General features: G+C 63.3%; 27 protein-coding genes. 17 read left to right on the top strand and 10 right to left on the bottom strand.

The genetic code is table 11. The features are described from left to right. Positions 1-15: 15 nt before the first annotated feature. The 4 genes from ACWGTO_RS21375 to ACWGTO_RS21360 all read left to right on the top strand — a co-directional run bounded on the left by ACWGTO_RS21375 (position 16) and on the right by ACWGTO_RS21360 (position 4,044). Positions 16-1,665 carry an ABC transporter substrate-binding protein gene (locus tag ACWGTO_RS21375; protein ID WP_454576791.1) on the top strand — a complete coding sequence of 550 codons (1,650 nt, stop codon included), beginning with the start codon at positions 16-18 and terminating at the stop codon, positions 1,663-1,665. A 94-nt stretch (positions 1,666-1,759) separates the two neighbouring features. Then, positions 1,760-2,239, top strand: coding sequence for a DUF3828 domain-containing protein (locus ACWGTO_RS21370; RefSeq protein WP_454576790.1), 480 nt, complete (start codon positions 1,760-1,762; stop codon positions 2,237-2,239). Next, a complete protein-coding gene (locus tag ACWGTO_RS21365) occupies positions 2,239-2,850 on the top strand; it encodes a hypothetical protein (protein ID WP_454576789.1) in 612 nt (203 codons plus the stop codon). The genes ACWGTO_RS21370 and ACWGTO_RS21365 overlap by 1 nt, the downstream gene beginning before the upstream one ends. A 219-nt stretch (positions 2,851-3,069) precedes the next feature. Further along, on the top strand, positions 3,070-4,044 hold the full coding sequence (locus tag ACWGTO_RS21360; protein ID WP_454576788.1) for an IS5 family transposase: 975 nt from the start codon (positions 3,070-3,072) through the stop codon (positions 4,042-4,044). Between the two features lie 203 nt (positions 4,045-4,247). Here ACWGTO_RS21360 and queF read toward each other — a convergent pair whose 3' ends face one another. Both queF and ACWGTO_RS21350 read right to left on the bottom strand, forming a co-directional pair. Further along, positions 4,248-4,709: a preQ(1) synthase gene (gene queF, locus ACWGTO_RS21355; RefSeq protein WP_454576787.1), complete on the bottom strand. Its 462-nt coding sequence runs from the start codon at positions 4,707-4,709 to the stop codon at positions 4,248-4,250. 62 nt (positions 4,710-4,771) lie between these two features. After that, a complete protein-coding gene (locus ACWGTO_RS21350) occupies positions 4,772-4,909 on the bottom strand; it encodes a hypothetical protein (protein WP_454576786.1) in 138 nt (45 codons plus the stop codon). Between ACWGTO_RS21350 and ACWGTO_RS21345 the strand changes: the two genes are divergently transcribed. Then, the gene (locus tag ACWGTO_RS21345; protein ID WP_454576785.1) at positions 4,899-6,944 is read left to right on the top strand and encodes an oxidoreductase; all 2,046 of its coding nucleotides are present in this window, start codon (positions 4,899-4,901) and stop codon (positions 6,942-6,944) included. The two genes, ACWGTO_RS21350 and ACWGTO_RS21345, sit on opposite strands and share 11 nt — an antisense overlap. A gap of 154 nt (positions 6,945-7,098) precedes the next feature. Here ACWGTO_RS21345 and ACWGTO_RS21340 read toward each other — a convergent pair whose 3' ends face one another. After that, positions 7,099-7,506 (bottom strand): hypothetical protein, encoded by a 408-nt coding sequence (locus tag ACWGTO_RS21340; protein WP_454576784.1) that lies wholly within the window; start codon positions 7,504-7,506, stop codon positions 7,099-7,101. A 190-nt stretch (positions 7,507-7,696) separates the two neighbouring features. Between ACWGTO_RS21340 and ACWGTO_RS21335 the strand changes: the two genes are divergently transcribed. Continuing rightward, positions 7,697-8,101 (top strand): MarR family winged helix-turn-helix transcriptional regulator, encoded by a 405-nt coding sequence (locus ACWGTO_RS21335; protein ID WP_454576783.1) that lies wholly within the window; start codon positions 7,697-7,699, stop codon positions 8,099-8,101. Between the two features lie 22 nt (positions 8,102-8,123). Here ACWGTO_RS21335 and ACWGTO_RS21330 read toward each other — a convergent pair whose 3' ends face one another. Beyond that, positions 8,124-10,190 carry a putative bifunctional diguanylate cyclase/phosphodiesterase gene (locus tag ACWGTO_RS21330; protein ID WP_454576782.1) on the bottom strand — a complete coding sequence of 689 codons (2,067 nt, stop codon included), beginning with the start codon at positions 10,188-10,190 and terminating at the stop codon, positions 8,124-8,126. 312 nt (positions 10,191-10,502) lie between these two features. Here ACWGTO_RS21330 and ACWGTO_RS21325 point away from each other — a divergent pair, with 312 nt between their 5' ends. Both ACWGTO_RS21325 and tdh read left to right on the top strand, forming a co-directional pair. Next, positions 10,503-11,690 (top strand): glycine C-acetyltransferase, encoded by a 1,188-nt coding sequence (locus tag ACWGTO_RS21325; RefSeq protein WP_454576781.1) that lies wholly within the window; start codon positions 10,503-10,505, stop codon positions 11,688-11,690. Between the two features lie 45 nt (positions 11,691-11,735). Continuing rightward, positions 11,736-12,770 carry an L-threonine 3-dehydrogenase gene (gene tdh, locus ACWGTO_RS21320; protein ID WP_454576780.1) on the top strand — a complete coding sequence of 345 codons (1,035 nt, stop codon included), beginning with the start codon at positions 11,736-11,738 and terminating at the stop codon, positions 12,768-12,770. A 203-nt stretch (positions 12,771-12,973) separates the two neighbouring features. Here the strand turns inward: tdh and ACWGTO_RS21315 are convergent, their stop codons facing one another. Continuing rightward, entirely contained in the window at positions 12,974-13,411 is a 438-nt protein-coding gene (locus ACWGTO_RS21315) for a MarR family winged helix-turn-helix transcriptional regulator (protein ID WP_454576779.1), read from the bottom strand. A gap of 128 nt (positions 13,412-13,539) precedes the next feature. Between ACWGTO_RS21315 and hmgA the strand changes: the two genes are divergently transcribed. From hmgA to ACWGTO_RS21290, 5 genes are read left to right on the top strand one after another with little or no spacing between them, the layout of a single operon-like run. After that, on the top strand, positions 13,540-14,853 hold the full coding sequence (gene hmgA, locus ACWGTO_RS21310; RefSeq protein ID WP_454576778.1) for a homogentisate 1,2-dioxygenase: 1,314 nt from the start codon (positions 13,540-13,542) through the stop codon (positions 14,851-14,853). A gap of 10 nt (positions 14,854-14,863) precedes the next feature. After that, positions 14,864-15,751: an MBL fold metallo-hydrolase gene (locus tag ACWGTO_RS21305; RefSeq protein WP_454576777.1), complete on the top strand. Its 888-nt coding sequence runs from the start codon at positions 14,864-14,866 to the stop codon at positions 15,749-15,751. Next, on the top strand, positions 15,748-16,761 hold the full coding sequence (locus ACWGTO_RS21300; RefSeq protein ID WP_454576776.1) for a fumarylacetoacetate hydrolase family protein: 1,014 nt from the start codon (positions 15,748-15,750) through the stop codon (positions 16,759-16,761). The genes ACWGTO_RS21305 and ACWGTO_RS21300 overlap by 4 nt, the downstream gene beginning before the upstream one ends. Positions 16,762-16,776: 15 nt before the next feature. Then, positions 16,777-17,073, top strand: a complete 297-nt coding sequence (locus ACWGTO_RS21295; RefSeq protein WP_454576775.1) for a hypothetical protein — start codon at positions 16,777-16,779, stop codon at positions 17,071-17,073. Beyond that, a complete protein-coding gene (locus tag ACWGTO_RS21290) occupies positions 17,070-17,606 on the top strand; it encodes a DinB family protein (RefSeq protein ID WP_454576774.1) in 537 nt (178 codons plus the stop codon). The genes ACWGTO_RS21295 and ACWGTO_RS21290 overlap by 4 nt, the downstream gene beginning before the upstream one ends. Here ACWGTO_RS21290 and ACWGTO_RS21285 read toward each other — a convergent pair. Both ACWGTO_RS21285 and hppD read right to left on the bottom strand, forming a co-directional pair. Beyond that, positions 17,603-17,791, bottom strand: a complete 189-nt coding sequence (locus ACWGTO_RS21285) for a type II toxin-antitoxin system Phd/YefM family antitoxin (protein ID WP_454576773.1) — start codon at positions 17,789-17,791, stop codon at positions 17,603-17,605. The genes ACWGTO_RS21290 and ACWGTO_RS21285 overlap by 4 nt on opposite strands. 64 nt (positions 17,792-17,855) lie before the next feature. Beyond that, positions 17,856-18,971, bottom strand: a complete 1,116-nt coding sequence (gene hppD, locus ACWGTO_RS21280) for a 4-hydroxyphenylpyruvate dioxygenase (RefSeq protein ID WP_454576772.1) — start codon at positions 18,969-18,971, stop codon at positions 17,856-17,858. 139 nt (positions 18,972-19,110) lie between these two features. Here hppD and ACWGTO_RS21275 point away from each other — a divergent pair, with 139 nt between their 5' ends. Then, complete coding sequence (locus tag ACWGTO_RS21275; RefSeq protein WP_454576771.1) at positions 19,111-19,578, top strand: Lrp/AsnC family transcriptional regulator; 468 nt, start codon at positions 19,111-19,113, stop codon at positions 19,576-19,578. Here the strand turns inward: ACWGTO_RS21275 and ACWGTO_RS21270 are convergent. After that, on the bottom strand, positions 19,575-19,913 hold the full coding sequence (locus ACWGTO_RS21270) for a TIGR01244 family sulfur transferase (protein WP_454576770.1): 339 nt from the start codon (positions 19,911-19,913) through the stop codon (positions 19,575-19,577). The two genes, ACWGTO_RS21275 and ACWGTO_RS21270, sit on opposite strands and share 4 nt — an antisense overlap. A gap of 207 nt (positions 19,914-20,120) precedes the next feature. Between ACWGTO_RS21270 and ACWGTO_RS21265 the strand changes: the two genes are divergently transcribed. Further along, complete coding sequence (locus tag ACWGTO_RS21265) at positions 20,121-20,465, top strand: RidA family protein (protein ID WP_454576769.1); 345 nt, start codon at positions 20,121-20,123, stop codon at positions 20,463-20,465. Positions 20,466-20,590: 125 nt separating this feature from the next. Here the strand turns inward: ACWGTO_RS21265 and hutC are convergent, their stop codons facing one another. After that, positions 20,591-21,325 carry a histidine utilization repressor gene (gene hutC, locus ACWGTO_RS21260; protein ID WP_454576768.1) on the bottom strand — a complete coding sequence of 245 codons (735 nt, stop codon included), beginning with the start codon at positions 21,323-21,325 and terminating at the stop codon, positions 20,591-20,593. After that, entirely contained in the window at positions 21,322-22,674 is a 1,353-nt protein-coding gene (locus ACWGTO_RS21255; protein ID WP_454576767.1) for a formimidoylglutamate deiminase, read from the bottom strand. The genes hutC and ACWGTO_RS21255 overlap by 4 nt, the downstream gene beginning before the upstream one ends. An 88-nt stretch (positions 22,675-22,762) precedes the next feature. Between ACWGTO_RS21255 and hutI the strand changes: the two genes are divergently transcribed. Together hutI and hutH are read left to right on the top strand one after the other, a co-directional pair. Beyond that, positions 22,763-23,998: an imidazolonepropionase gene (hutI, locus tag ACWGTO_RS21250; protein WP_454576766.1), complete on the top strand. Its 1,236-nt coding sequence runs from the start codon at positions 22,763-22,765 to the stop codon at positions 23,996-23,998. Continuing rightward, positions 23,995-25,533 (top strand): histidine ammonia-lyase, encoded by a 1,539-nt coding sequence (gene hutH / locus ACWGTO_RS21245; RefSeq protein WP_454576765.1) that lies wholly within the window; start codon positions 23,995-23,997, stop codon positions 25,531-25,533. The genes hutI and hutH overlap by 4 nt, the downstream gene beginning before the upstream one ends. Position 25,534: the final 1 nt, after the last annotated feature.

The raw sequence follows: 25,534 nt of genomic DNA, 5'->3' as shown, positions 1-25,534 counted from the left end.
AATGGGAGGAAGAAAATGACACTTTTCAGAAGCAATGGTGACCGGGTTCCGGCCGCTATAGAGGCGATGGCCGAGGAGGCGCGGGCGGGCCGCGTCGATCGGCGCGAATTCCTGGCGCTGGCCAGCGCCTTTGGCGCATCGACGGCATTTGCCTATGGCATGCTCGGCCTTGCCGCGCCGACCAAGGCGCTGGCCGACGAGCCGAAGAAGGGCGGGACGCTGCATGTCGCCATGTCGGTCAAGGCGCAGAAGGATCCGCGCACCTATGACTGGACGGAGATGGCGAACGTCACCCGCACCTGGCTTGAGCCGCTGGTGCGCTACACGCACCAGTTCACTTTCGAGCCGGTCCTGCTCGAAAGCTGGGACATCAATGACGACGCCACCGAATACACGCTGCATCTGCGCAAGGGCGTCACCTGGAACAATGGCGACGCCTTCAACGCCGATGACGTCGTCGCCAACCTGAACCGCTGGTGCGAGAAGGGCGCTTCCGGCAATTCCATGGCCGCCCGCGTCGGCGCGCTCATCGACACCAAGACCGGAAAGGCCAAGGATGGAGCCATCACCAAGGTCGACGACCACACGGTCAAGCTGAAGCTCAACGAAGCCGATATCGCCATCATCCCAGGCTTCACCGACTATCCGGCGCTGGTGGTGCATCGCGACTTCGACAAGGATGGCGCCGACCCGATCAAGAAGCCGGTCGGCACCGGAGCATTCGAACTGGTCTCCTACGATGTCGGCCAGAAAGCGGTCGTCAAGCGCCGCGAGAACGGCAAGTGGTGGGGTGGCGAGGCGCCGCTCGACGGCGTTGAGTTCATCGACTACGGCACCGACTTCAACGCCACGCTCAATGCCTTCGATTCCGGCGAGATCGATGTCGATTTCGAAACGCCGGCCGACTACATCGACCCGCTGGACAAGATGGGCCTGGTGAAGTCGGAGGTCGCGACGGCGACCACGCTCGTTGCCCGCACCAACGTCACCCACAAGCCCTATGACGACAAGCGGGTGCGCAATGCGCTGCAGATGGCGGTCGACAACAACCAGGTCATGCAACTCGGCTACAATGGCCGCGGCACGGTCGGCGAGAACCACCATGTCAGCCCGATCCATCCCGAATACTACCCGCTGCCCAAGAAGGAGCGCGACGCCGCCGGCGCCAAGAAGCTGATGGCGGAGGCAGGCCAGGCCGACTTCGAGCACGAGCTGATAACCGTCGAGGACGAATGGCAGAAGAACACCGGCGACGCCATTGCCGGCCAGCTGCGCGACGCCGGCATCAAGGTGAAGCGCACCGTGCTGCCGGGCTCGACCTTCTGGAACGACTGGACGAAATATCCTTATTCGATGACCATCTGGTACATGCGCCCGCTCGGCGTGCAGGTGCTGGCGCTCGGCTACCGCAGCGGCGAGGCCTGGAACGAAACGGCCTTTTCCAATCCGGACTTCGACGCCAAGCTCAAGGAGGCGCTTTCGCTGGCCGATCCCGCCAAGCGCAAGGAGGTGATGAAGGATGTCGAGGCGATCCTGCAGGACTCCGGCGTCATCATCCAGCCGTTCTGGCAGAAGCTCTACTGTCATATGAACAAGAAGGTGAAGAACTACTCGATGCACCAGACCTACGAAATGGACTTCCACAACGTCTGGCTGGATGCCTGAGCGCGCCTAGGCTTCATGAGCCGCAAAAAAGCCGATATGCAGGATGCGTGGTGGCGATCTTGCCACCACGCCGCCGAACATCCGGAGATCCTGCATGAGACCGATAGTGCTGGCCGCTGCCATGTCGATTGCCTTGCCTTGCGCCGCGCTGGCCGGGCCGGCTTCGAACGTCGTGAAGTTCTTTTATGTGCCTGAAGTGAAATTCGAAGGCGACGCCAAATACCGCGACCGCTTCACCGAGCCGGTGACGAAACTCTTCGATCTCAACGACCAGGCGCAGAAGAACAAGCCCGACGAGGTCGCCTGCCTCGACTTCGATCCTGGCCTCGACGCACAGGATTTCGACCAGAAGACGATTGCCAGGACATTGAAGCTGGCAGAGGCCGTCAACGGCGATACGGCCGAGGTGACGGCGACGTTCAGCCTTTTTGCGGAAGGCGATGAGTCCAAACGCGAAATGCTGTGGTCGCTGAAGAAAATCGACGGCAAATGGAAGGTCGCCGACATCTCCTCCAAGACCAGCAACTGGACGCTGAGCGCGCTCGAATGCATGCCCGACAAAGCGCCGGAGTGATGGCGACGCGCTGTCTCGCTTTGGCGTTGCCGACTCTATCGATGCTGGCGGCAGGAGGGCTGAACGGTGGTGCCTTGGCTCAAGGGCTGCTCGGTCCGCCACCGGCAAATGCACCGGCCGAGACAGTGCCGGACGGCGCACAGCCTGCAAATCCACCTGGCAATGCAGTGGAGCCGGCGACGCCACCCCTGGCATGGCCGCCATCCGAGCCGGCCGCGCCGGTCCTGCCGGGCTCGCCGACGGCAGTCGTCAAGCCGTTCTACGAACGTCTCGGGCTGGAGCTCGATCCGACCCAGCGCAAGAACTTCGTCGATCCAGCCAAGACCGTGCTCGACAAGAGCGATGCGCTGCGGGCGTCGGGGCAGGGCGAATGCCTCGACGCCAACATGGCGCTCGACAATGCCGATTACGACAAGCTTGCAATCGACAAGAGCCTGAAGAGCATCGAGGCCGTCAATGGTGATCAGGCCAAGGTTGTGGTCGCCTTCGTCGTCGAAGGCAATCAGCACCGGCTGGAGTGGAAGCTGAAGAAGGTCGACGGCGCCTGGAAGATATCCGACCTGCTCTCGGTGACCGGCGAATGGGCGCTGAGCCAGTACCAGTGCGAGTGATGATGGTGATTGAAGATCAGGGGCGGCGATCCTTCGCGCCCCCCTCTGGCCTGCCGGCCATCTCCCCCACTTGGGGGGAGATCAGATGTCACGCTGGTTTTCGCCAACCTCCAACGGTGCAGCATAAGCGGAGCGCCGAAGCTGCCAATCTCCCCCCTTGTGGGACTGTTGCAAAATTGGGTGGATATGATTCCCTGTTTTTGAAACGGGGATTTTGCGATGACGACAAAGCCGAGCGGTCAGTTCAGTTTTGTGGAGGCTCTGCTGCCACAGGGTCTTGGTCGGCTCGGTCGGCTGGACCGGCTGTCGTCGCTGGTGAAGTGGTATCGCTTCGAGAAGATCCTGGCGCGGCTGCGCTCGCCGGCTGGGCCAGGGCGGCCTGCGTACAATTCGCTGGTGATGTTCAAGGCGCTTCTGCTGCAATCCTTGTATGGGCTGTCGGACAGCGAACTGGAGGAGGCACTCGCCGATCGGCTGTCGTTCCGCCGTTTCGTTGGGCTGACGCTCGACGAGACGGTGCCCGACCACACCACGCTCAACCGCTTTCGCAGTCTTCTCGTCGAGGCCGGGCTTCTGGAGAAGCTGTTTGGCGAACTGGACCATCAGTTGGACAAAGCCGGGCTGATCCTGCGGCGCGGCACGATGCTCGATGCCACGGTGATCGAGACGGCGGCGGCACGGCCACCCGGTGGAGCCGCGCAGGAGGTGGGCGAGGTCGGCGATCCCGATGCCGGCTTTACGCGCCGGCAGGGCAAGCCTGGCTCCTCCTACGGCTACAAGGCCCATGTCGGTGTCGACCAGGGTTCTGGTCTGATCCGCCGGGTGAGGACGACAGCGGCCAACGTCAACGACACGGTCGAAGCAGATCATCTGATCTGTGGCGACGAAGGCGCGGTGCTGGCGGATGCGGCCTACCACACCAAGGCGCGCGAACTGTCGCTGAGGCAGCGCGGGATCAAGCCGCGGCTGATGCGGCGAGCCAACAAACATCATCCGCGCCTGCCGGCGCGCCTGAAGCAGTTCAACCAGCTGATCGCCCGGCAGCGCTTTGCCGTCGAGACGACCTTCGCCACCTTGAAGAACCGCATGCGACTTTGCGCCATTCGCTATCGCGGCCTGGCCAAGGCGGCAGGACAGATCCTCATCGCGGCCATGGCGTTCAACATGCGCCGCTGGGTGACGCTGGCCACCTGAGCCTGGGTCGCACTGCGCCCGAAATCCACCGAATACGCCAACTCCTACCCCATCCGGCCGCAAACCCGCGCCGGAAACCACCTCGCTGCGCCCCTGCCGTCTCTCCGGGCGTCCAAAGCCTAATAACGCAACAGGCCCCTTGTGGGGGAGATGTCCGGCAGGACAGAGGGGGGCGCTGTCCCGCCGACTTCTCGCAACAGATTTCAGCCCCGTCCGCGATAGGGCGCAACGCCCGTATCGGGCAGCCATACGTCCTTGGGCGGGGCGCCGGTCTGCCAGAAGACGTCGATCGGGATGCCGCCGCGCGGGAACCAGTAGCCGCCGACGCGCAGCCAGAGCGGTTTCGTCACCTCGACGATGCGGCGGCCGATCATCACCGTGCACTCCTCATGGAAGGCGCCATGGTTGCGGAACGAGGTCATGAACAGCTTCAGCGACTTCGATTCCACCAGCGTCTGGTCGGGCGCATAGTCGATGACGATGTGGGCGAAATCGGGCTGGCCGGTGACGGGACAGAGCGAAGTGAATTCCGGGCAGGTGAAGCGCACGATCGCCGGCGGGCCATCGCCGCGCTGGAACGGCACGGCCTCCAGGACCGCCTGTTCGGGGCTCTGTGGCGGCTCGACGTGCTTGCCGAGCTGGGTAAGGTTTTTGGCGTCGGTCATGGGCAACTCCTTGCCGCCGCCGATGGTTCGAGGGGCGGCGGCGCAATCATTTGGCGCCGCATTCAATCGGGCGCGGCGCGCTCATTAGCACCGGACGGCAAGGCGTGCAGCGGTTTTCGGACGAATCCGCTGCGTGAAATAGAAGCGGGAGCGTTGCGCTCCCACATAATTTGAAACGGCAGGAAGACGATGACCAGCAACGACCCGCTTCTCCAACCTTACCAGCTCAAGCACCTGACGCTGAAGAACCGGGTGATGTCGACCAGTCATGAGCCGGCCTATTCCGAGGACGGCATGCCGAAGGAGCGCTACCGGCTCTATCATGCCGAAAAGGCCAGGGGCGGCATGGCGCTGACCATGACGGCAGGCTCGGCCATCGTCTCGCGCGACAGCCCGGCCGCCTTCGGCAATCTGCATGTCTATGACGACCGCATCGTGCCATGGCTGGCCGAACTGGCGGACGCCTGCCACGAACATGACTGCAAGGTGATGATCCAGATCACCCATCTCGGCCGCCGCACCGGCTGGAACAAGGCCGACTGGCTGCCGGTGCTGTCGGCCTCGCCGGTGCGCGAGCCTGCGCACCGCGCCTTTCCCAAAACCATCGAGGACTGGGACATCGAACGCATCGTCGCCGACTATGCGTCCGCCGCGCAGCGCTGCCAGGCCGCCGGCCTCGACGGCATCGAGTTCGAATCCTACGGCCATCTGATGGACGGCTTCTGGTCGCCGGCCACCAACCAGCGCGACGACGAGTTCGGCGGTTCGCTCGACAACCGGCTGCGCTTCACCGACATGGTGCTGGATGCGGTACGGGCGGCGGTCGGCGAAAAATTCGTCGTCGGCATCCGCATGGTCGCCGACGAGGATTTTGAGAAAGGCCTGTCGAAGGAAGAGGGCATCGAGATCGCCAGGCGGCTCGCCGGCTCCGGCAAGGTCGATTTCCTCAACATCATACGCGGCTCGATCGAGACCGACGCAGCGCTCACCAAGGTCATCCCGGTGACCGGCATGCGCTCGTCGCCGCATCTCGACTTCGCCGGTGAGGTGAGGGCGGCGACGAAATTCCCTACCTTCCATGCGGCGCGGATTTCCGATGTCGCCACCGCGCGCTATGCCATCGCCACTGGCAAGCTCGACATGGTCGGCATGACTCGCGCCCATATCGCCGATCCGCACATCATCAAGAAGGTCATGGAAGGCCGCGAGCACGAAATCCGCCCCTGCGTCGGCGCCACCTACTGCCTCGACCGCATCTATGAAGGCGGCGAGGCGCTGTGCGTCCACAATGCGGCGACCGGTCGCGAGGCCGAAATTCCGCACATCATTGTCAAGACAGAAGGGCCTAAGCGGAAAGTCGTCGTCGTTGGCGCGGGGGCAGGCGGGCTGGAGGCAGCCCGCGTCATGGCCGAACGCGGCCATGACGTCACGGTGCTCGAAGCCTCCGGCCAGGCCGGCGGTCAGGTCCGGCTGGCGACGCAGAACCCGCGCCGCAAGGAGCTGATCGGCATCATCGACTGGCGGCTGGCCGAACTCGACCGGCTCGGCGTCGCGATCCGCTACGATACATGGGCCGAGCAGGGCGATGTGCTGGCGTTGGAGCCCGACGTGGTGGTGATTGCGACAGGTGGTCTGCCGCAAAACCCGCCGCTGACATCAGGCGATAATCTCGTGACCTCGAGTTGGGACATCATGGCCGGCAGCGTCAAGCCGGCCGAAAATGTGCTGCTCTTCGACGACAATGGCGGCCACCAGGGCATGGGCGCGGCGGAGCTGATCGCCAATGCCGGGTCAAAGCTGGAACTGGTTTCGCCGGAACGTTTCTTCGCCCCCGAAATGGGCGGCATGAACCACGTTCCCTATATGCGTGCCTTCCAGGAAAAGGGCGTCACCATCACCATCAACACCAGGTTGCGCTCGGTGCGGCGCGAGGGCAACCAACTGGTCGCCGAATTGGCCTCCGACTTTGCCGATGGCTGGCGCGGCGAAAGGCGGGTCGACCAGGTGGTGGTCGAGCATGGCACAGCCCCGCTCGACGATCTCTATCTCGCGCTGAAGCCGCTGTCGAAGAATGGCGGCGCGGTCGACTACGAGCGGCTGGTCGGCGGCGGCGATATCTTCCCGTCACGCAACCCCGAAGGCAGCTTCGTGCTCTTGCGCATCGGCGACGCCGTCGCCTCACGCAACATCCACGCCGCCATCTATGACGGCATCAGATTCGGCTTGCGGATCTAAACCCGTTCCGCCCGATGGGTGGCGCGCAGCCAAACCTATGTGCGGAGAGCCACCTTGCACATCCGTCCGAGCTGCGCGCCGCGTACGCCACCGGCGGGAGCCAGGCGACGCACGATGCGGAATGCTTCAACCGGGTGATAAAGCGCGGCAGGGCTCAAATCATCCTGGCGGTCGCCATGCAAAGGACGGTGAGCACCAGCAGCCAGGCGGCGATGCGCTCGCCGCCAGCCATTTTGGCGCGCAAAGCCCTCTCCGTGGCGGCGTCCGCGCCGGCAAGCTGCCGGCTGGTCTTGCGAACCACGACGCCGAGAACGCCGGCAGCCGCGAAGGCGGCCAGGATGCCCAGCGCCAGCACCATTTCCATCGAGCCGAAATAGGCGCCGTGGAAGAAATACCAGAGCAATCCGCCGGTCACGAACACCACGCCTGCCGAGCCCATTTGCGGCACGATGAAGCGCTCCGCCTTGATCTCGGGATCGCGGGCAAGCGTGATCGTGGTGCCGGCCCAGAAAACGCCGGCCATGACATGAAGGCCGATAATAACGATGTAGACATACTGCATGACCGTTTCCTCGTTGCCCGCCGCCTGTCCCTCGGGTCCTGCCGAATGCAGGACAATACGCCCGGTAGATCGACAGGCATGGTAGTTAGGTATCGAATGATTCGATGTCAATGAATAATGCCGCGTTCCCTCGCTCGGTGCCTTGTTCTACTGTCGGCTCATGACTCCCTTTGACCGCCCGCCCGTCGGCATGAATCTCGCGCGTACATCCAAGCTGGTGGCGCAGGCTTTTGACGGCGCTTTGGTCGAGGCCGGCGGCACGCTTCCGGTGTGGCTGACCTTGCTTTCGGTCAAGTCGAGCGAGCTTGCCAATCAACGCGAGCTTGCCGGCATGATCGGCATCCAGGGCGCCACGCTGACCCACCATCTCAACGCCATGGAAGCGCACGGCCTGCTGACGCGCCGCCGCGATCCCGACAACCGCCGGGTTCATCTGGTCGAGTTGACGCAAGCCGGCGAAGCGATGTTTGTGAAACTGCGCGCGGCGGCTCTCATCTTCGACAAGCGGCTGCGCGCAGGGTTGCCGGACGACAGGCTGGCCGAGTTCGCCGAGGTGCTGGCAGCACTTAGGGCCAATGTCGCGCCGGCCAAATGACCGGCACCAGTGTGGCAAAGATCTAGGCTAAATTGCCCTGCAGCACCTTGAGTTTGGCTTTCTTCGGCCTGCGCGCCAGGAGCCATTCGCGCGCCTTGTCCTGCGGCATCGGGAAGGCGATGGAATACCCCTGCACCTGGTCGCAGCCGATCGCCATCAGCGAATCGAGCTCGGCTTCGGTTTCCGCCCCCTCGGCGACGATCGAGATGCCGAGGCCGCGCGCCAGCTCGGTGATGGCGCGCACGATCTTGCTGTTGTCGCCATTCTCGTTGATGTTCTGGACAAAGCGGCGGTCGATCTTCAGCCGGTCGATCTCGTTCGGGTTGACATGGCTGAGCGAAGCATAGCCGGTGCCGAAATCGTCGAGTTCGAGATGGACACCGGCGGCGCGGATGTGCCTCAGCTTCGCCGCGATGCCGGTCTTCTCGTCGTCGAGAATGACGGATTCGACGATCTCCAGCGACAGTTTCTGGGGCGCCAGGCCGGCCTTTTCCAGCGTCGCGAACAGGAAGCGGTCGAAATCGGGCTCGCGCAGCTCGGTGCCCGACACGTTGACGGCAAGCCGCCCGAACTCGATCCCGGCGCGATCCCATTCGGCTGCCTGCTCGATCGCCTTGGCAAAGACGATGCGGCCGATCCCGGGCATGAAGCCGCATTTTTCGGCGACGGGAATGAATTCGCCTGGCGAGATCATGCCGCGCTCGGCATGTTTCCAGCGCACCAGCGCCTCGATGCCGCTAATGGCGCCATTGGTCAGCGACACCTGCGGCTGGAAATAGACCTGGAAGGCACTCTCCGCAATGGCGACCTTGATGTCGTGCTCGAGCTGCTTGCGGTAATCGAGTTCGCGCCTGAGTTCCTCTGAGAAGAACGAGAAGTTGCCGCCGCCAAGCTTCTTGGCGGAATAGAGCGCGAGGTCGGCGTGGACGAGCAGATCCGCCGCATTGTCGGCGTCGATGGGATAGACGGCAATGCCGGCGCTGGCGCCCGGAAGTATGGTCGTGCCCTGGAACATGATCGGCTCGTTGATCTGCTCGAGGATGCGCCTGGCCAGCATGTTGATGTCCTCGGTGCCACCGGCGCCATTGAGGATCATCACGAATTCGTCGCCGCCGAGCCGGGCGCACAGATCCGACGCGCGGCAGGAATCGAGCATCCGCTGCGCCGTGACGACGAGCACATAATCGCCGGCGGCGTGACCGAGTGTGTCGTTGATCTGCTTGAACCGGTCGAGGTCGAGCTGGATCACCGCCAGCCTTTCGCGCCGGCGATGCGCGCCCTTGATCAGCGTTTCGAAATGATCGGTCAGGAAGGTGCGGTTGTGCAGGCCGGTCAGCCCGTCATGCACGGCGATGAAAGCCATGGAGTTGCGGGCATCAACAAGCTCATGCGTCTTGCGCAGGATCGCCTTCGACATCGGCCGGAAGATGAAAAGCGCGACCAGCACGATGACGCCGATGGTGGCGTAGAACAGGGTGCGGTGAAGATCGAGCAGCTTCTCCGACCGTTCGTCGGCAAAGGCGTTGATGCGCTGGCCAAGTGCGGCATAGCCCGACAGCGTCGCGTTGGCGACGGAGGCGTCGAGGTTGACGCGCTCGCCGCCGCCCTTGTAGGCGCCGTTGTTTCTGAGCTGGGTTTCAAAGGACGAGATCAGCCTTTGGCCATTGGCGACAAGCCCGACCGAGAAATAGTCGAGGTGGAACGGCTTGGCGTACAGCACGCTCTCGATCGATCTTGGATCCGACCGGGCTGGCGACAGCGGGTCGGCCCCCGTCTCCTCCAGCAGGAGATCGTAATTCGTCTCGAACTCTGTGGTCGCCTGCTTGAGTGCTGCGACCAGGGCTGTCTGTTTGTCGCGTGAAGCAGAACCGGTGGCGCTGGCCAGGAAGACGATGCGCTGCGACAACGCCTTCTGGGTGCCGACGATATCGAGCAGCGTGTGGTTGTGCTGTTGCGCCGCCATCATCTGCTGCAGCAGGATGAAGGACGCCATGACCATGGCTGCGATGATCAATAGAGCCAGCCAGTAGCCGGTCTTGATCAGCAGGATGAGCTTGCCCGAGATGGTTTGCGCCGGCTGCTGCGACATATTCTAGGTGACCCTCGGTCGAACGGAGTTCTGCCACGGATTCATGACAAGAACACCATTGACTTGAAAGGGTTAACAGGTCCGAAAACCTGCGGAACTGTTGCTTCAACAGTAAACGAAAGCTGGCGGAATGGTTATCAGGGTGTTCACGTGTGACGTGAAACTTGATGGCATTGTTCCGCAGCCGTGCCCCCCGGGCGCGCAAACGATGGGCGTCCGGCTTTTCTCCTCGCCACCGAAGCCGTCGCTTTTGCGATGGATTTTTGGCCCGCGTGGCGCGACAGTCCGCTGCAAACCGAACAAGGCCGAACCATGACCGCATCATTCCTTTCCCACATCGACAGCGAGCTTGCCGGGCTGAAATCCGCCGGGCTCTATAAATCCGAGCGGGTGATCACCTCGACCCAGTCGGCGCAGATCGAGGTCGGCGGCGACAAGGTGCTGAATTTCTGCGCCAACAACTATCTCGGCCTCGCCGACAGCCTCGAATTGCGTGACGCAGCCAAAGGCGCACTGGACCGCTACGGCTACGGCATGGCTTCGGTGCGCTTCATCTGCGGTACGCAGGAAGAGCACAAGCAGCTCGAGGCGACGATTTCCGCTTTTCTCGGCATGGACGACACCATTCTTTATGGCTCCTGCTTCGACGCCAATGGCGGCCTGTTCGAAACGCTGCTCGGCGAGGAGGATGCGATCATCTCCGATGCGCTGAACCACGCCTCGATTATCGACGGGGTCAGGCTGTCGAAGGCCAAGCGTTTTCGCTACGCCAACAACGACATGGCCGACCTCGAAGCACGGCTGAAGGAAGCCAGGGATTGCCGCTTCAGGCTGATTGCCACCGATGGCGTGTTCTCCATGGACGGCATCATCGCCAATCTGAAGGGCGTATGCGATCTCGCGGAAAAATACGATGCCATGGTGATGGTCGATGACAGCCATGCCGTCGGCTTCGTCGGCAAAAACGGCCGCGGCTCGGCCGAACATTGCGGCGTCGAGGGCAGGGTGGACATCATCACCGGCACGCTCGGCAAGGCGCTGGGCGGCGCGTCGGGCGGCTACACCTCAGGCAAAAGCCAGGTTGTCGACTGGCTGCGCCAGCGTTCGCGGCCTTATCTCTTCTCCAACACGCTGATGCCGGCGATCGCCGGCGCTTCGATCAAGGTGTTCGACCTGATCCGCAATGGCGACGCCTTGCGCGAGCGCCTATATGCCAATGCGGCGCGCTTCCGCTCTGAAATGGGTAAGCTCGGCTTTACCTTGGCCGGGGCCGACCATCCGATCATTCCGGTGATGCTGGGCGACGCAACTTTGGCGCAGGAGATGGCGGCGCGGATGCTGAAGCGCGGCATCTATGTCATCGGCTTTTCCTTCCCGGTTGTGCCGAAGGGCCAGGCGCGCATCCGCACACAGATGTCGGCGGCGCATTCCAGCGCCGACATCGACCGCGCCGTGGCGTCATTCGCGGCAGTCGGCAAGGAACTGGGCGTTATCTCCTGAGCCGCCAAAAGCTGCTCCGGATCAAGGGATTCAAGGGACAAAAGAATGTCGAACATGATGAAGGCGCTGGTGAAGGCCAAGGCCGAACCGGGCATCTGGATGGAAGAGGTGCCCGTGCCGGAGATCGGCCCCAACGATGTGCTGATCAAGGTCAAGAAGACGGCGATCTGCGGCACCGACGTGCACATCTACAATTGGGACCAGTGGGCGCAAAAGACGGTGCCGGTGCCGATGGTGACCGGCCATGAATTCGTCGGCACGGTCGCCGATTTCGGTGCCGCGGTCACCGAATACAAGGTCGGCCAGCGCGTCTCCGGCGAGGGTCACATCGTCTGCGGCCACTGCCGCAACTGCCGGGCGGGCAGAGGGCATCTCTGTCGCAACACGCTCGGCGTCGGCGTCAACCGCCCCGGCGCCTTCGGCGAATATCTGGCGATCCCGCAGCACAATGTCGTGCCGATCCCCGACGATGTGCCCGACGAGATCGCCGCGATCTTCGATCCGTTGGGCAATGCCGTCCACACCGCCCTGTCCTTCGACCTGGTCGGCGAGGATGTGCTGGTTACCGGCGCCGGGCCGATCGGCATCATGGGCGCGCTGGTGGCGCAATGTGTCGGCGCTCGCAAGGTCGTCATCACCGACATCAACCCGGTCAGGCTGGCGCTGGCCAAAAAACTCGGCGTCCAGCATGTCGTCGATGCCTCGAAGGAAAAGCTGCGCGATGTCATGCCCGCGCTGGGGATGACCGAGGGATTTGACGTCGGCCTCGAAATGTCGGGCGCAGCCCCCGCCTTCCGCGACATGATCGACACCATGAACAATGGCGGCAAGATCGCCATCCTGGGCATCGCGCCGACCGGCTTCGAGATCGACTGGAACAAGGTCATCTTCAAGATGCTGCATCTCAAGGGCATCTACGGCCGCGAGATGTTCGAGACCTGGTACAAGATGATCGCGCTGGTGCAGGGTCCGCTGGATGTTTCCGCCCTGATCACCCACCGCATCGGCATAGATGATTTTCAGACCGGGTTCGATGCGATGCGCAGCGGCAGTTCGGGCAAGGTGGTGATGGATTGGTGAGGGTTAGCGCCCACTATCCAGAAGCGCTGGCGGGACAGCACCCCCCTCTGGCCTGCCGGCCATCTCCCTCGCAAGGAGGGAGATTGATGTCACCGCTGCTTTCGCCAATCACCAACGCTGCAGAGAGGCGTAACCTCGAAGCTGCCAATCTCCCCCTTTGCGGGGGAGATGTCCGGCAGGACAGAGGGGGGTGTGCAGGATCGCTACGAGGCGGATAACGCCCTCTCCAGCGCCGCCACACCACTGACAATCGCCGCCCGTTCCCCGACGCTGAGCCTCGCCAGCAACTCCCGTTCAAAAGCCTTCGCCAGGGGCACCATCTCTCGGTAGGCAGCAAGCCCAGCTTTGGTCAGAGCCAGGTGCTCCACACGCCGATCGTTCTCGTCCGCCGTCCGCACCAGCCAACGCCTTCGCTCGAGTTCGGCCACCGCCCGCGAAACCTTGGTCTTGTGCATTGCCGACTGCTCGCCGAGCGCCGTTGCCGTCATCGTGCCGCGCTGGCCCAGTCCTGAAAGCGTGCGCCATTCCGGCCGCGTCAGGCCGTGGCGGTCGCGGTAGATCTTCGAGAATTCTCGGCTGACGGCGTCGGCAAGCCGGTAGAGCCGGTAGGGCAGGAAGCTTTCGAGTTCGAGGATTTCCATCTGCGCACCTTGTGCGTCATTCGCGGTTGATAGTTACATTTTCGATGGTTACAAATGAAACCAGTTTGGTCAACAGTGTCGGCAAGCCGCGTTCCAGGCGGCTCAAGACCGGGATCAGGGAGGATCGGATGGCCTTTTCCTACATGCCGGGCTTCGGCAACGATTTCGAGACCGAAACCTTGCCCGGCTCGCTGCCGCAGGGACGAAACTCACCGCAGCGGCCAGCTTACGGCCTCTATGCCGAACAGCTTTCCGGCTCGCCCTTCACCGCCCCGCGCGGCACCAACGAGCGCTCCTGGCTCTATCGCATTCGGCCGAGTGTAAAGCATACCGGCCGCTTCAAGGCGGTGAGCTATCCCCTATGGAAGACAGCGCCAAATGTCGGCGACCACGAACTGGCGCTCGGCCAGTATCGCTGGAACCCGGTGCCGATGCCGAAGGAGCCGACCGATTTCATCGCCGGCATGCGCACCATCACCACGGCCGGCGATGTGCTCGGGCAGAGCGGCATGGCGGCGCATGTCTATGTCGCCAACCGCTCGATGGTCGACGACCATTTCTTCAACGCCGACGGCGAGTTGCTTATTGTTCCGCAGGTCGGCGCCTTGCGCTTCGTCACCGAGATGGGCGTCATCGAACTGTGGCCGGGCGAGATCGCCGTGCTGCCGCGCGGGCTGGTGTTCAAGGTCGAACTCGCCGATGCCGAAGTGCGCGGCTATGTCTGCGAGAATTACGGCGCCAAGCTGACGCTGCCCGACCGCGGCCCGATCGGCGCCAATTGCCTGGCCAATCCGCGCGATTTCAAGACGCCCTGCGCCTGGTTCGAGGAGAAGGAGACGCCGTGCCGGCTGACGGTGAAATGGTGCGGCAATTTCCATGTCACCGAGATTGGCCATTCCCCGCTCGACGTGGTGGCGTGGCACGGCAATTACGCGCCCTATAAATATGATCTGGCGACGTTTTCGCCGGTCGGCGCCATTCTGTTCGACCATCCCGATCCGTCGATCTTCACTGTGCTCACCGCGCCGAGCGGCGAGGAAGGCACCGCCAACATCGACTTCGTCATCTTCCCGCCGCGCTGGCTGGTGGCGGAGGATACGTTCCGGCCGCCCTGGTACCATCGCAACATCATGAGCGAGTTCATGGGCCTGATCCATGGCCAGTACGACGCCAAGGAGGAAGGCTTCGTGCCCGGCGGCATCAGCCTGCACAATCTGATGCTGGCCCACGGCCCCGACGCGCCTGGCTTCGAAAAGGCCTCGCGCTCCGAGCTGAAACCGGTCAAGCTCGACAACACGATGGCGTTCATGTTCGAGACCCGATTCCCGCAAATGCTGACCCGCTACGGCGCCGAACTGGAGACACGGCAGGACAACTACATCGACTGCTGGTCCGACCTGAAGAAGCGCTTCAACGGCACTCCGGAGGGCGACTGGTCTTGAGATCAGCCCCATGAGCGACCGGCTGGTGCTTCTCGGCTCCAAGGGCGGCCCAGCGCTGCGGCCGGGTGGGCCATGGCCGAGTTCTTCGTTGCTGGAGCTTGGCGGGCGAACCGTCGTCGTCGACTGCGGGCTGGGCGTCACGCGCGGCCTGGTCGATGCCGGCGTCAGCCTGAAGGCGCTCGACCTCATCTTCGTCACCCATCTGCATTCCGACCATGTGCTGGAACTGGGGCCGTTGCTGCACACCGCCTGGACGGCCGGTCTGGCGACGCCCGTCAGCGTGTTCGGCCCGCTTGGCACCGCCCAGTACTGGCGGCACTTCTGTGAGGCGATGGAGTTCGACATCAAGATCCGCGTCGTAGACGAGGGCCGACCGGATATCCGCGAGCTGATTTCGATCGTCGAATTCGGCGAGGACCTGGTTCTTGAGGAGGACGGCCTCAAGGTAACGGCGCTGCGCGTCGACCATCCGCCGGTGACCGACTGTTTCGCGCTGCGTTTCGAGTGCGCGGGCAAAAGCGTGGTGTTCTCGGCCGACACGGCTTTCTTCCCGCCGCTCGCCGGCTTCGCCAAAAATGCCGACATCCTCGTCCACGAAGCCATGCTGGAAGAGGGCATCAAGCGGCTGGTGGCCCGAACCGGTAACGGCGCGCGGCTGAAGGAGCATCTGCTCGCCAGCCACAGCTTTGCCGAGGAAGCCGGCCGGATTGCCAGCGATGCCGGCGTGAAAAAGTTGGTGCTCAATCACCTCATTCCGGCCGACGATCCCGGGATCGGCGAGGCCGATTGGGAGGCTGTTGTCAGGAAATCGTGGTCCGGTGACTTGACGATTGCCCGCGACGGCCTTGTTGTGAACTTAGACGGCGCCAAAGCCGCATCAGGAGAGGAAACCGCATGAAGCTTGCCACATTGAAGGACGGGACGCGCGATGGAAAACTCGTCGTCGTCTCGCGCGACCTGACGCGCTTCACCGACGCCTCGTTCCTGGCGCGCGCGCTGCAGGCCGCGCTCGACGACTGGCAGCGGATTTCGCCGCATCTGGCGACCATCGCCGAATCGCTGGAGAACAACGCTGTCCCGTCGGCTCGCTTCCACGAGCATGACGCGCATTCGCCGCTGCCGCGCGCCTATCAATGGGCCGACGGGTCGGCCTACGTGAACCATGTCGAACTGGTCCGCAAAGCCCGTGGCGCCGACATGCCGGCAAGCTTCTGGACCGATCCGCTGATCTACCAGGGTGGTTCCGATTCCTTCATCGCGCCGCGCGATCCGATTCGCATGGCGGACGAGGCCTATGGCATCGACATGGAGGCGGAGGTCGCCGTCATTGTCGACGATGTGCCGATGGGCGCTAGCCTCGACCAGGCACGCGCAGCGATCCGGCTGGTCATGCTGGCCAACGACGTGACGCTGCGCGCGCTGACCGGGCCTGAACTTGCCAAAGGGTTCGGCTTCTTCCAGTCGAAACCGTCCTCGGCCTTCTCGCCGGTCGCGGTGACGCCGGATGAACTCGGCGACGCCTGGGATGGCGGCAAGGTCAGCCTGCCGCTGCTCGTCGACCTCAACGGCAAGCCGTTCGGCCGGGCCAATGCTGGCGTCGACATGACCTTCGATTTTCCGGCGCTGATTGCCCATGCCGCGAAGACAAGGCCGCTTGCGCCTGGCACCATCATCGGTTCCGGCACCGTCTCCAACAAGCTTGATGGCGGGCCGGGCAAGGAGGTCGCGGCGGGCGGCGCCGGCTATTCCTGCATTGCAGAATTGCGCATGATCGAGACCATTGTATCAGGCGAACCAAAGACGCCGTTCCTGCGTTTCGGCGACACGGTGCGCATCGAGATGAAGGACAGGACGGGACATTCGATCTTCGGCGCCATCGAGCAGAAGGTCGAGAAGTACCAGGCATAACGGGGGGGCAATGCAATGACGGGCGAGGCGTTCTATCTGTTGGCCGGCGTATGGGCGCTTGGGATTCTGGTGGTGTTCATCCTGGCGATCCGGCTGAGCTACCGCATCGAGGCGCGCTCGCCCGATCTGACCAACCGCAGCGGCTACCCGCGCAAGGCGATGATGTTCCACACCATCACCAACACCAATGTGGCGCGCGATGTGGAAACGCAGGCCATGCGCCGGCGCATGAACCGGCTTTTGCTGATCGTTGTCGCCGGCTTCGCGGTCATGGCGGCAGGCATTGGCCTGGTCAGACGAATGAACTCGTGACCCTGCTCGACCATCTGCGCCGCATGGCCGGCAACAATCTCTGGTCGAACGATCGGCTTTACCGCGCCGTGCTGCAGCTCAAGCCCGGCGAATTCGAAGCCGAACGCACCAGCTTCTTCCCGTCGATCAAGGCGACGCTGAACCACATCCTTGCAGTGGATCATCTCTATCTCGATTTTCTGGAAGAGGGCGGCGTGGGTGCTGCCGCCCATGACGATTACGTGCCGTTCGATGAACCGCAGGCGCTGTTTGCCACCCAGACTGCGGCCGACCGGCGTCTGATCGCCTTTTGCAACAGCCTTTCGGCGGACGATCTTGATCGCCAGGTCATCACCGACCGGCGTCAGGACGGCATGATCCCCGAAAAGATTGGCGACATCCTCGGCCACGTCTTCCTGCACGACATCCATCATCGCGGCCAGGTGCACGCGATGCTCTCCGGCACCTCGGTCGCGCCGCCGCAACTGGACGAGTTTCTGCTCGACTATGATTTGAAATTGAGAAGTGCAGAGATCGAGCGACTGGGACTCTAGTTAATCGTCAAGCGACTCGGCTCGTTCAGAGTAGCGGTAACGCCGATAGGTCTGTCCTTGCCGGACGGCGGCAAGAGACGCGCTACGACCCTGCCGCGCCGGGTGATTACGATCTCTTCGCCGGCATTTGCGCGCCTGACGAGCTCCGACAGTTTGGCCCTGGCTTCTGTTATTGAGACGTGCACGGCTCGACCTCTTGTGATCTGAGCTCAGATCAAAGCCGATAGAGCCGCAAACCAGTATGTGATCTCAGGCCGCCTTGCCGTCCACCTTGATCACGCCGCGCTTGATCTGGTCCTGTTCGATCGATTCGAACAGCGCGCGGAAATTGCCTTCGCCAAAGCCTTCGTCGCCCTTCCTCTGAATGAATTCGAAGAAGATCGGCCCGATCACGGTTTTGGAGAAAATCTGCAGCAGGATCTTGGTCGTGCCGCCATCGACCACGCCTTCGCCGTCGATCAGGATGCCGTGCTTCTTCATCCGCTCGATCGGCTCGTCATGGCCGTTCACGCGGTCATACGACATGTCGTAATAGGTCTCCGGCGGGCCGGGCATGAATTTCAGCCCGTTGGCTGCCAGTTTGTCCGTGGCGGCGTAGATCTCGTCGGTGCCGACAGCGATGTGCTGGATGCCTTCGCCATTGTATTTCTTCAGATACTCGGCGATCTGGCTGGTCTCGTCCTTGGACTCGTTCAGCGGAATGCGGATCTTGCCGCAGGGCGAGGTGATGGCGCGGCTGACCAGGCCGGTGATCTTGCCGTCAATGTCGAAGAAATGGATCTGCTTGAAGCCGAACAGCTCGCGATAAAAGTCCCACCATTTGTCCATCTGGCCGCGATAGACATTGTGGGTCAGGTGGTCGAGGAAATAGAAGCCGACGCCTTGCGGCCGCGGGTCGCGCGCGCCCAGCCACTCGAACTCGGCGTCATAGGCCGAGCCCTTCTTGCCGTAGGCGTCGATGAAATAGAGCAGCGAGCCGCCGATGCCGACAATGGCCGGCACATCGAGCGCCTTGTCGTCGCCTTCATGGGGCGTGGCGCCTTTCGACACCGCATGGTCGAACGCATGCTTTGCGTCGACCACGCGCCAGGCCATCGAGGCGGCACAGGGACCGTGCTTGTCGGCGAACTTCATCGCATGCGAGCCCGGCTCGGCATTGACGACATAGTTGATGTCGCCCTGGCGCCAGACGGTGATCTCTTTCGTGCGGTGCTTTGCGACCGCGATGTAACCCATACGGGTGAACAATTCGGCAAGCTTCTGCGGCTCCGAATGCGCGAACTCGACAAACTCGAATCCGTCGGTGCCGGCCGGGTTTTCCTTGCTGATGTTTGCAGGCGGGGCGTCGTGCGGGAAGGGACCCATGGCATTCCTCCAAACGGATGGTGGCCACATCGGACCACGAGATAACCAATCATAGCGCGGAATGGCCGCACGGTGCTTGCATTCAAACGCTTGAAATGATCATCTTGCGCGTAATTCATGCATGATTGGAGAAAAATCCATGGATGATGCGCGTATCGATCAATTCGACCGCAAGATAATGGCTCTTTTGCAGAGCGATGCGCGGCTCACCAACAACGATCTGTCGGAACGGGTGAACCTGTCGGCGTCGCAATGCTCGCGCCGCCGCCAGCGGCTAGAGGAAGACGGTTACATCAAGGGCTATCGCGCGGTGCTCGACCGCGACAAGCTCGGCTTCTCGCTGGTCAACGTCATCTCGGTGACATTGGCGACCCACAATCGCGACAATGCCAGGCGCTTCGGCGAACTTTTGGCGCGGCTGCCGGAGGTGCAGGAAGCGCATGCCCTGACCGGCGAGATGGACTACATCCTGAAGGTGGTGACGCCGGACCTCAAGTCGCTGTCGGAATTCGTCAACAGCGTGCTGCTGCCGCATGAATCCGTGCAGCATGTGAAGACGGCGATCGTACTGGAGACGCTGAAGGAAACCGGCGCGCTGCCGATTTAACCCTTCGACTGCTGGATCAGCCCGTAAAGGTTGGTGCAACGCGCTCCAGAGCGGCAATAAGCAAACACCGGGCCTTCGAGCGCGTCGAGCGCCTCGGCCTGGTCCTCGACATTCTCGGCCGTGATCTGCCCGCTGATCACCGGGATGTAGCGGAAAGCCAGTCCCGCGGCTTCGACTGCCGCCTTGACACTGTCGGCCGAAGGCTGGCCGGGCTGCTCGTCATCCGGACGGTTGCAGATCACGCTCTTGAAGCCGGCTTCCTTGATGGCGGTGGCATCTTCGGGCTGGATCTGGCCCGAAACCGAATAGTCCTCGCTGATTTCGCGATATTCCATGGCAGCATCCTCGCAATCTGGTTTGGCGCAAAGTTTTGCCACTCTCGCACGACGTCGGCAATCCGCGCAGAAGTAAATCCTTTTGCGCAAATAGCCATTCCCGGAGGAAAATCCAACTCAGGCTCAATCGGATGCGCGCTGTTGGCCTTGCCCGAAGCCTGCAGCGACTCTAAACAGGCGCGACCCTCAAAACGAAGGAACCTCCCCATGAGCATTCGTCGCATCGATGTTGGCCCGCGCATGAGCCAGATCGTCATTCACGGTGACACCGTCTATTTGGCCGGCCAGGTCGGGACGCCCGGCGCCAGCGTCGGCGAACAGACGAAGTCGATCCTGGCCACCATCGATGAATTGCTGGCCAAGGCCGGCACCGACAAGACAAAGATTCTGCAGGCGATCATCTGGTTGGCCGACATGGGCACCTTCGCCGAGATGAACAAGGAATGGGACAAGTGGGTGCCGCAGGGCAATACGCCCGCCCGCGCCACCGGCGAAGCCAAGCTGGCTGGGCCGGAGTATACGGTCGAGATTATTGTCACGGCGGCGATTTAAAGCGCTGACCCTCTACCTCCCCCTTGTGGGGAGGTCGGACCAAAGGTCAGGGTGGGGAGCGGTGCCGCACCCCCACCCCGCCGCTTCGCGGCCGACCCTCCCCACAAGGGGGAGGGTAAGCGCAGCTACCCCGGCCGGAACCTTGCAACCAGCGTGTGGCTCTCGGCTGGATAAGTGAACCTCACCTGCGTCACCGGGTGCTCCGCGCTCCAGGTGCGGCGCTCGACCACCAGGCAGGGCGCGCCGGTTGGGATGTCGAGCGCTTCGGCAATGTGCCGGTCCGCCCCTACCGCGCGGATGCGGTGTTCGGCCTCGCTCCACGGCACGCGGCCGATCAGCCATGGGCCTGGCGCGATATCCGAGAACGCCTCCTCGACCGCTTCAGGCACGGCAGTGAGGTTGATCAGCCGTTGTTCGTGGGCGAATGGCCGCTTTCCGGCGAAGTGCAGGCCTTCCAACGCCAGCAGCGGTCCCGCTGCCGAGAGCTCCAGCAGTGCACGGTCCTCGGCGCTGCTGCGCCTTTTCTGCCGCGCCACCCGCTCGTAGCGATAGGGCAGGCCCAGCGCCTCGACCTCGATACGGATGTCATGCAGTTCCAGCACCGCGGCCTGTGATTGCGGCTGGCGCACAAAACTGCCCGAGCGCCGACGGCGTTCGATCAGCCCGGCCTTGGCCAGCTGCGACAGCGCTTTGTTCACCGTCATGCGCGAGCAATTGTACTGTTCCGTCAATTCGTGCTCAAACGGGATGCGGTGGCCCGGCGCCCACGCGCCGGACAAAATCTTCTCGCTGATGTCGGACAGGATGCGCTGGTGCAGCGAGCCGCCGAGTTCCACCGCCGCTGTCTCTGTAATACTCATGCCGAAAGCGCCATCATCACCTGGCGAAAGCGCTCGGCGATCGCCTCACGCCTGGCATGCCGGCCGCCGCTGACCTGTTTTTGGCCATGCACCCAGACGCAATCGACCTTGCTGCCATTGGCAAAGATCCAGGCGTCGAGGATGGCATCGCCGTTCTTGCCGGCAAGCGAGGGATGGTTCTGGTCGAGCGAGACGAAATCGGCCGGCGCCCCGGCTGCGATCCGCGACGGGCCGGCGCCGAGCGCGGCGCTGCCGCCGTCGAGCGCGGCGTCGAACAAGGAGCGCCCGTTCGACCCGCCGGCGGGAGCCAGCACATTGCGAGCCCGATGCGCCAGACGCTGCGAATATTCGAGTTGCCTGAGTTCATCCGGCAGGCCGATCAGCACATTGGAATCGGAGCCGACACCGAAGCGGCCGCCATTGTCCATGAAAAGTGGCGCGGCAAAGGTACCGTCGCCAAGATTGGCCTCGGTGATCGGGCACAGCCCGGCAATGGCGCCGCTCCTGGCCATGCGAACCGTCTCGTCCTCGGTCATGTGGGTGGCGTGGATCAGGCACCAGCGCTTGTCGATCCCGGCATTGGCAAGCAGCCATTCGACCGGCCGTGTGCCTGACCAGGCAAGGCAGTCCTCGACTTCCTTCACCTGCTCGGCAACATGGATGTGGATCGGCGCATCCGGCGCCATGGCGGCAACGGCACTGAGTTCCTCCGGCGTTGCGGCGCGCAGGCTGTGCGGGGCAACGCCGACGACGCCTTGATTCAACGTGCGAACGGATTCGCGAGCTTTCTCGAGCAGCCGCCCGAAGCGATTCACATCGTTGATGAATCGCCGCTGGCCATCGTTTGGAGCAGCGCCGCCAAAGGAAGAATGCGCATAAAACACCGGCAGCAGTGTCAGGCCGATGCCGGTCTCGCCAGCCGCGGCCGCAATGCGCTCGGCCATCTCAGCCAGATTGGCATAGGGTTTTCCATCGCGGTCGTGGTGGAGATAGTGGAATTCGCCAACGCGCGAGAACCCGGCCTCCAGCATCTCGACATAGAGCTGCGCGGCAACCGCTTCGACCTGGGCCGGCGTCATCGACAGCGCGAAGCGATACATGACGTCACGCCAGCTCCAGAAACTGTCGGCCGAGGGGCCGCGCAATTCGGCAAGCCCGGCCATGCCGCGCTGGAAGGCATGGCTGTGCAGGTTCGGCATGCCGGACACGACGATCGCGTGACGCTCATCACCGGCTTGCGCCGATGCCTGCGTCTCGACTGTCGCGATACGGCCATCGCCGATCGATATCCTGACATGGTCGTGCCAGCCGTCGGGCAGCAATGCCTGTTCCGCAAAGATCGCCGTCACGTTTTTCTCCCGTTCCCTGAACAATAGCACTTGCAGTCCGTTTCAATATGTATATACATAATCACCGTCCAATCAAACGGAAAAGATGATGGCGGCACAAGATAAAAGCCGGGCAGGGGGCCTTCACCTTTGGCGCAATGCGCGCCTGGCGACCATGGCCGAAGGCGAAACCGGACTGGGTATCGTCGAAAAGGGCGCAATCGTGGCCCGCGACGGTCTGATTGCCTATGCCGGGCCGGAAGCAGACATGCCGTCGGCCCTGGCTCGCGACGCCGAGATCACCGACTGCGAAGGTCGCTGGATCACGCCCGGCCTGATCGACTGCCACACCCACCTCGTACATGCCGGCAACCGCGCCAACGAGTTCGAGATGCGCCTTGCCGGCGCCACCTATGAAGAAGTGGCGCGGGCCGGCGGCGGCATCGTTTCCTCGGTCAAATCCTTGCGTGCGGCCAGCGAAGACGAACTGGTTGCGCAGACGCTGCCACGCCTCGACGCGCTGATGGCGGAAGGCGTCACCACGGTAGAGGTAAAGTCGGGCTACGGGCTCGATCTCGAAAACGAGCAAAAATCGCTTCGCGCCGCGCGGCGCCTGGACAAGGAGCGCCCGGTGACGGTCCGCACCACCTTCCTCGGCGCGCATGCGCTGCCGCCGGAAGCGAAGGGCGACAAAGATGCTTTCGTCGACCTCGTCGCCAACACGATCCTGCCTGCCATCGCAGCCGAAGGCTTGGCCGACGCCGTCGACGGTTTCTGCGAAGGCATCGCCTTTTCGCCGGAGCAGATCGCGCGCGTGTTCGACAAGGCCATGGCGCTCGGCCTTCCGGTCAAACTCCATGCCGACCAACTGTCCAACCTGCATGGCGCCGAACTTGCCGCGCGTTATGGCGGGCTGTCGGCCGACCATCTCGAATACACCGATGAAGCCGGCGCTGTAGCGATGGCCAAGGCCGGCACCGTGGCGACGATCCTGCCCGGCGCCTACTATTTCATCCGCGAAACCAAGAAGCCGCCGATCGGCCTGTTTCGCCAGCACGGGGTCAAGATGGCTGTCGCCACCGACAACAATCCCGGCACCTCGCCGCTGACCTCGCTGCTGCTGACCATGAACATGGCGGCGACCCTGTTTGGCCTGACCGTCGAGGAATGCGTGGTCGGAACCACCCGCGAGGCCGCCCGCGCGCTTGGGCTGCTCGGCCAGACCGGCACGCTTGAGGCAGGCAAATCCGCTGACCTGGCGATCTGGGACATCGAGCGCCCGGCCGAACTCGTCTATCGCATGGGCTTCAACCCGCTTCATGCCCGCATCTGGAGAGGACAATGACCGAACTCACTCTGAAGCCCGGCAATGCGACGCTGGCCGACTGGCGCGGCATCTATCGTGGTGCCGTGCCGAAGCTGGACGCCGCCTGCCGCCCAAAGATCAAGGCCAGTGCCGAGGCGGTCGCCCGCATCGTCGCCAAGGGTGAGCCGGTCTATGGCATCAACACCGGCTTCGGCAAACTGGCCAGCGTTCGCATCCCGGCGGCCGATCTCGAAACCCTGCAGCGCAACATCGTGCTGTCGCATGCCGCCGGCGTCGGTGAGCCGATGCCGGTCGCGGTGGTCCGGCTGATGATGGCGCTGAAGCTCGCCAGCCTGGCGCAGGGCGCCTCCGGCGTGCGGCCGCAGACCATCGAACTGCTGGAAGCCATGCTCGCCAACGACGTCATCCCCGTGGTGCCGGCGCAGGGCTCGGTCGGCGCTTCGGGCGATCTCGCGCCGCTGTCGCACATGACCGCCGTCATGATCGGCGTCGGCGAATGCTTTACCCCGCATGGCCGCTTTCCGGCCAAGGTCGCCTTCGTCTCGCACGGACTGGAGCCGGTGACGCTCGGCGCCAAGGAAGGTCTGGCGCTGCTCAACGGCACGCAGTTCTCCACCGCCTATGCGCTGGCCGCTCTGTTCGAGGCCGAAGTGCTCTACCAGTCGGCCCTGGTTGCCGGCGCGCTGTCGACCGACGCCGCCAAGGGTTCGGACGCCCCCTTCGATCCGCGCATTCATCTCCTCAGAAAACACCCCGGCCAGATCGAGACGGCCGCAGCGCTGCGCAATCTGATGGCCGGCAGCGCCATCCGTGAATCGCACCGCGTCGGCGACGAACGCGTGCAGGACCCATACTGCCTGCGCTGCCAGCCGCAGGTAATGGGGGCGGCGCTGAGCGTGCTGCGCCAGGCCGCCGATACGCTCGGCACCGAGGCCAATGGCGTCACCGACAATCCGCTGATCTTCGCCGAGGACGACACAGCACTTTCCGGCGGCAATTTCCACGCCGAGCCGGTGGCTTTCGCCGCCGACATGATCGCGCTCGCCGTCTGCGAGATCGGCTCGCTGTCGGAACGCCGCATCGCCATGCTGGTTGATCCCGCGCTGTCCGGCATGCCGGCCTTTTTGACGCCGAAGCCAGGCCTGAACTCCGGCTTCATGATCCCTCAGGTGACGGCTGCAGCGCTCGTCTCCGAAAACAAACAGAAGGCCTATCCGGCCAGTGTCGATTCCATCCCGACCTCGGCCAACCAGGAAGACCATGTCTCGATGGCCGCACACGGCGCGCGCCGGCTGATCGTCATGGTGGAAAATGCCACGGCCGTCATCGGCATCGAACTCTTGGCCGCGGCGCAAGGCTGCGATTTCCATGCGCCGCTGGCATCGAGCGCGGCGCTTGAAGCCGTGCGCAAATTGGTCCGCGCCGAGGTGCCGCATCTCGATACCGACCGGCATTTCCATCCCGACATGGAAAAGGCCATCGCCATGGTGCGCAGCGGCGCTGCCGTCAAGGTGGCCGGCGCGATAACACTGCCTTCGATTTCGGGAGCCTGAC

It is taken from the genome of Mesorhizobium sp. PL10, from assembly GCF_053714315.1.
Note: the sequence above shows the minus strand (reverse complement) of the source record. Positions and strands in the feature narration are given on the sequence as shown.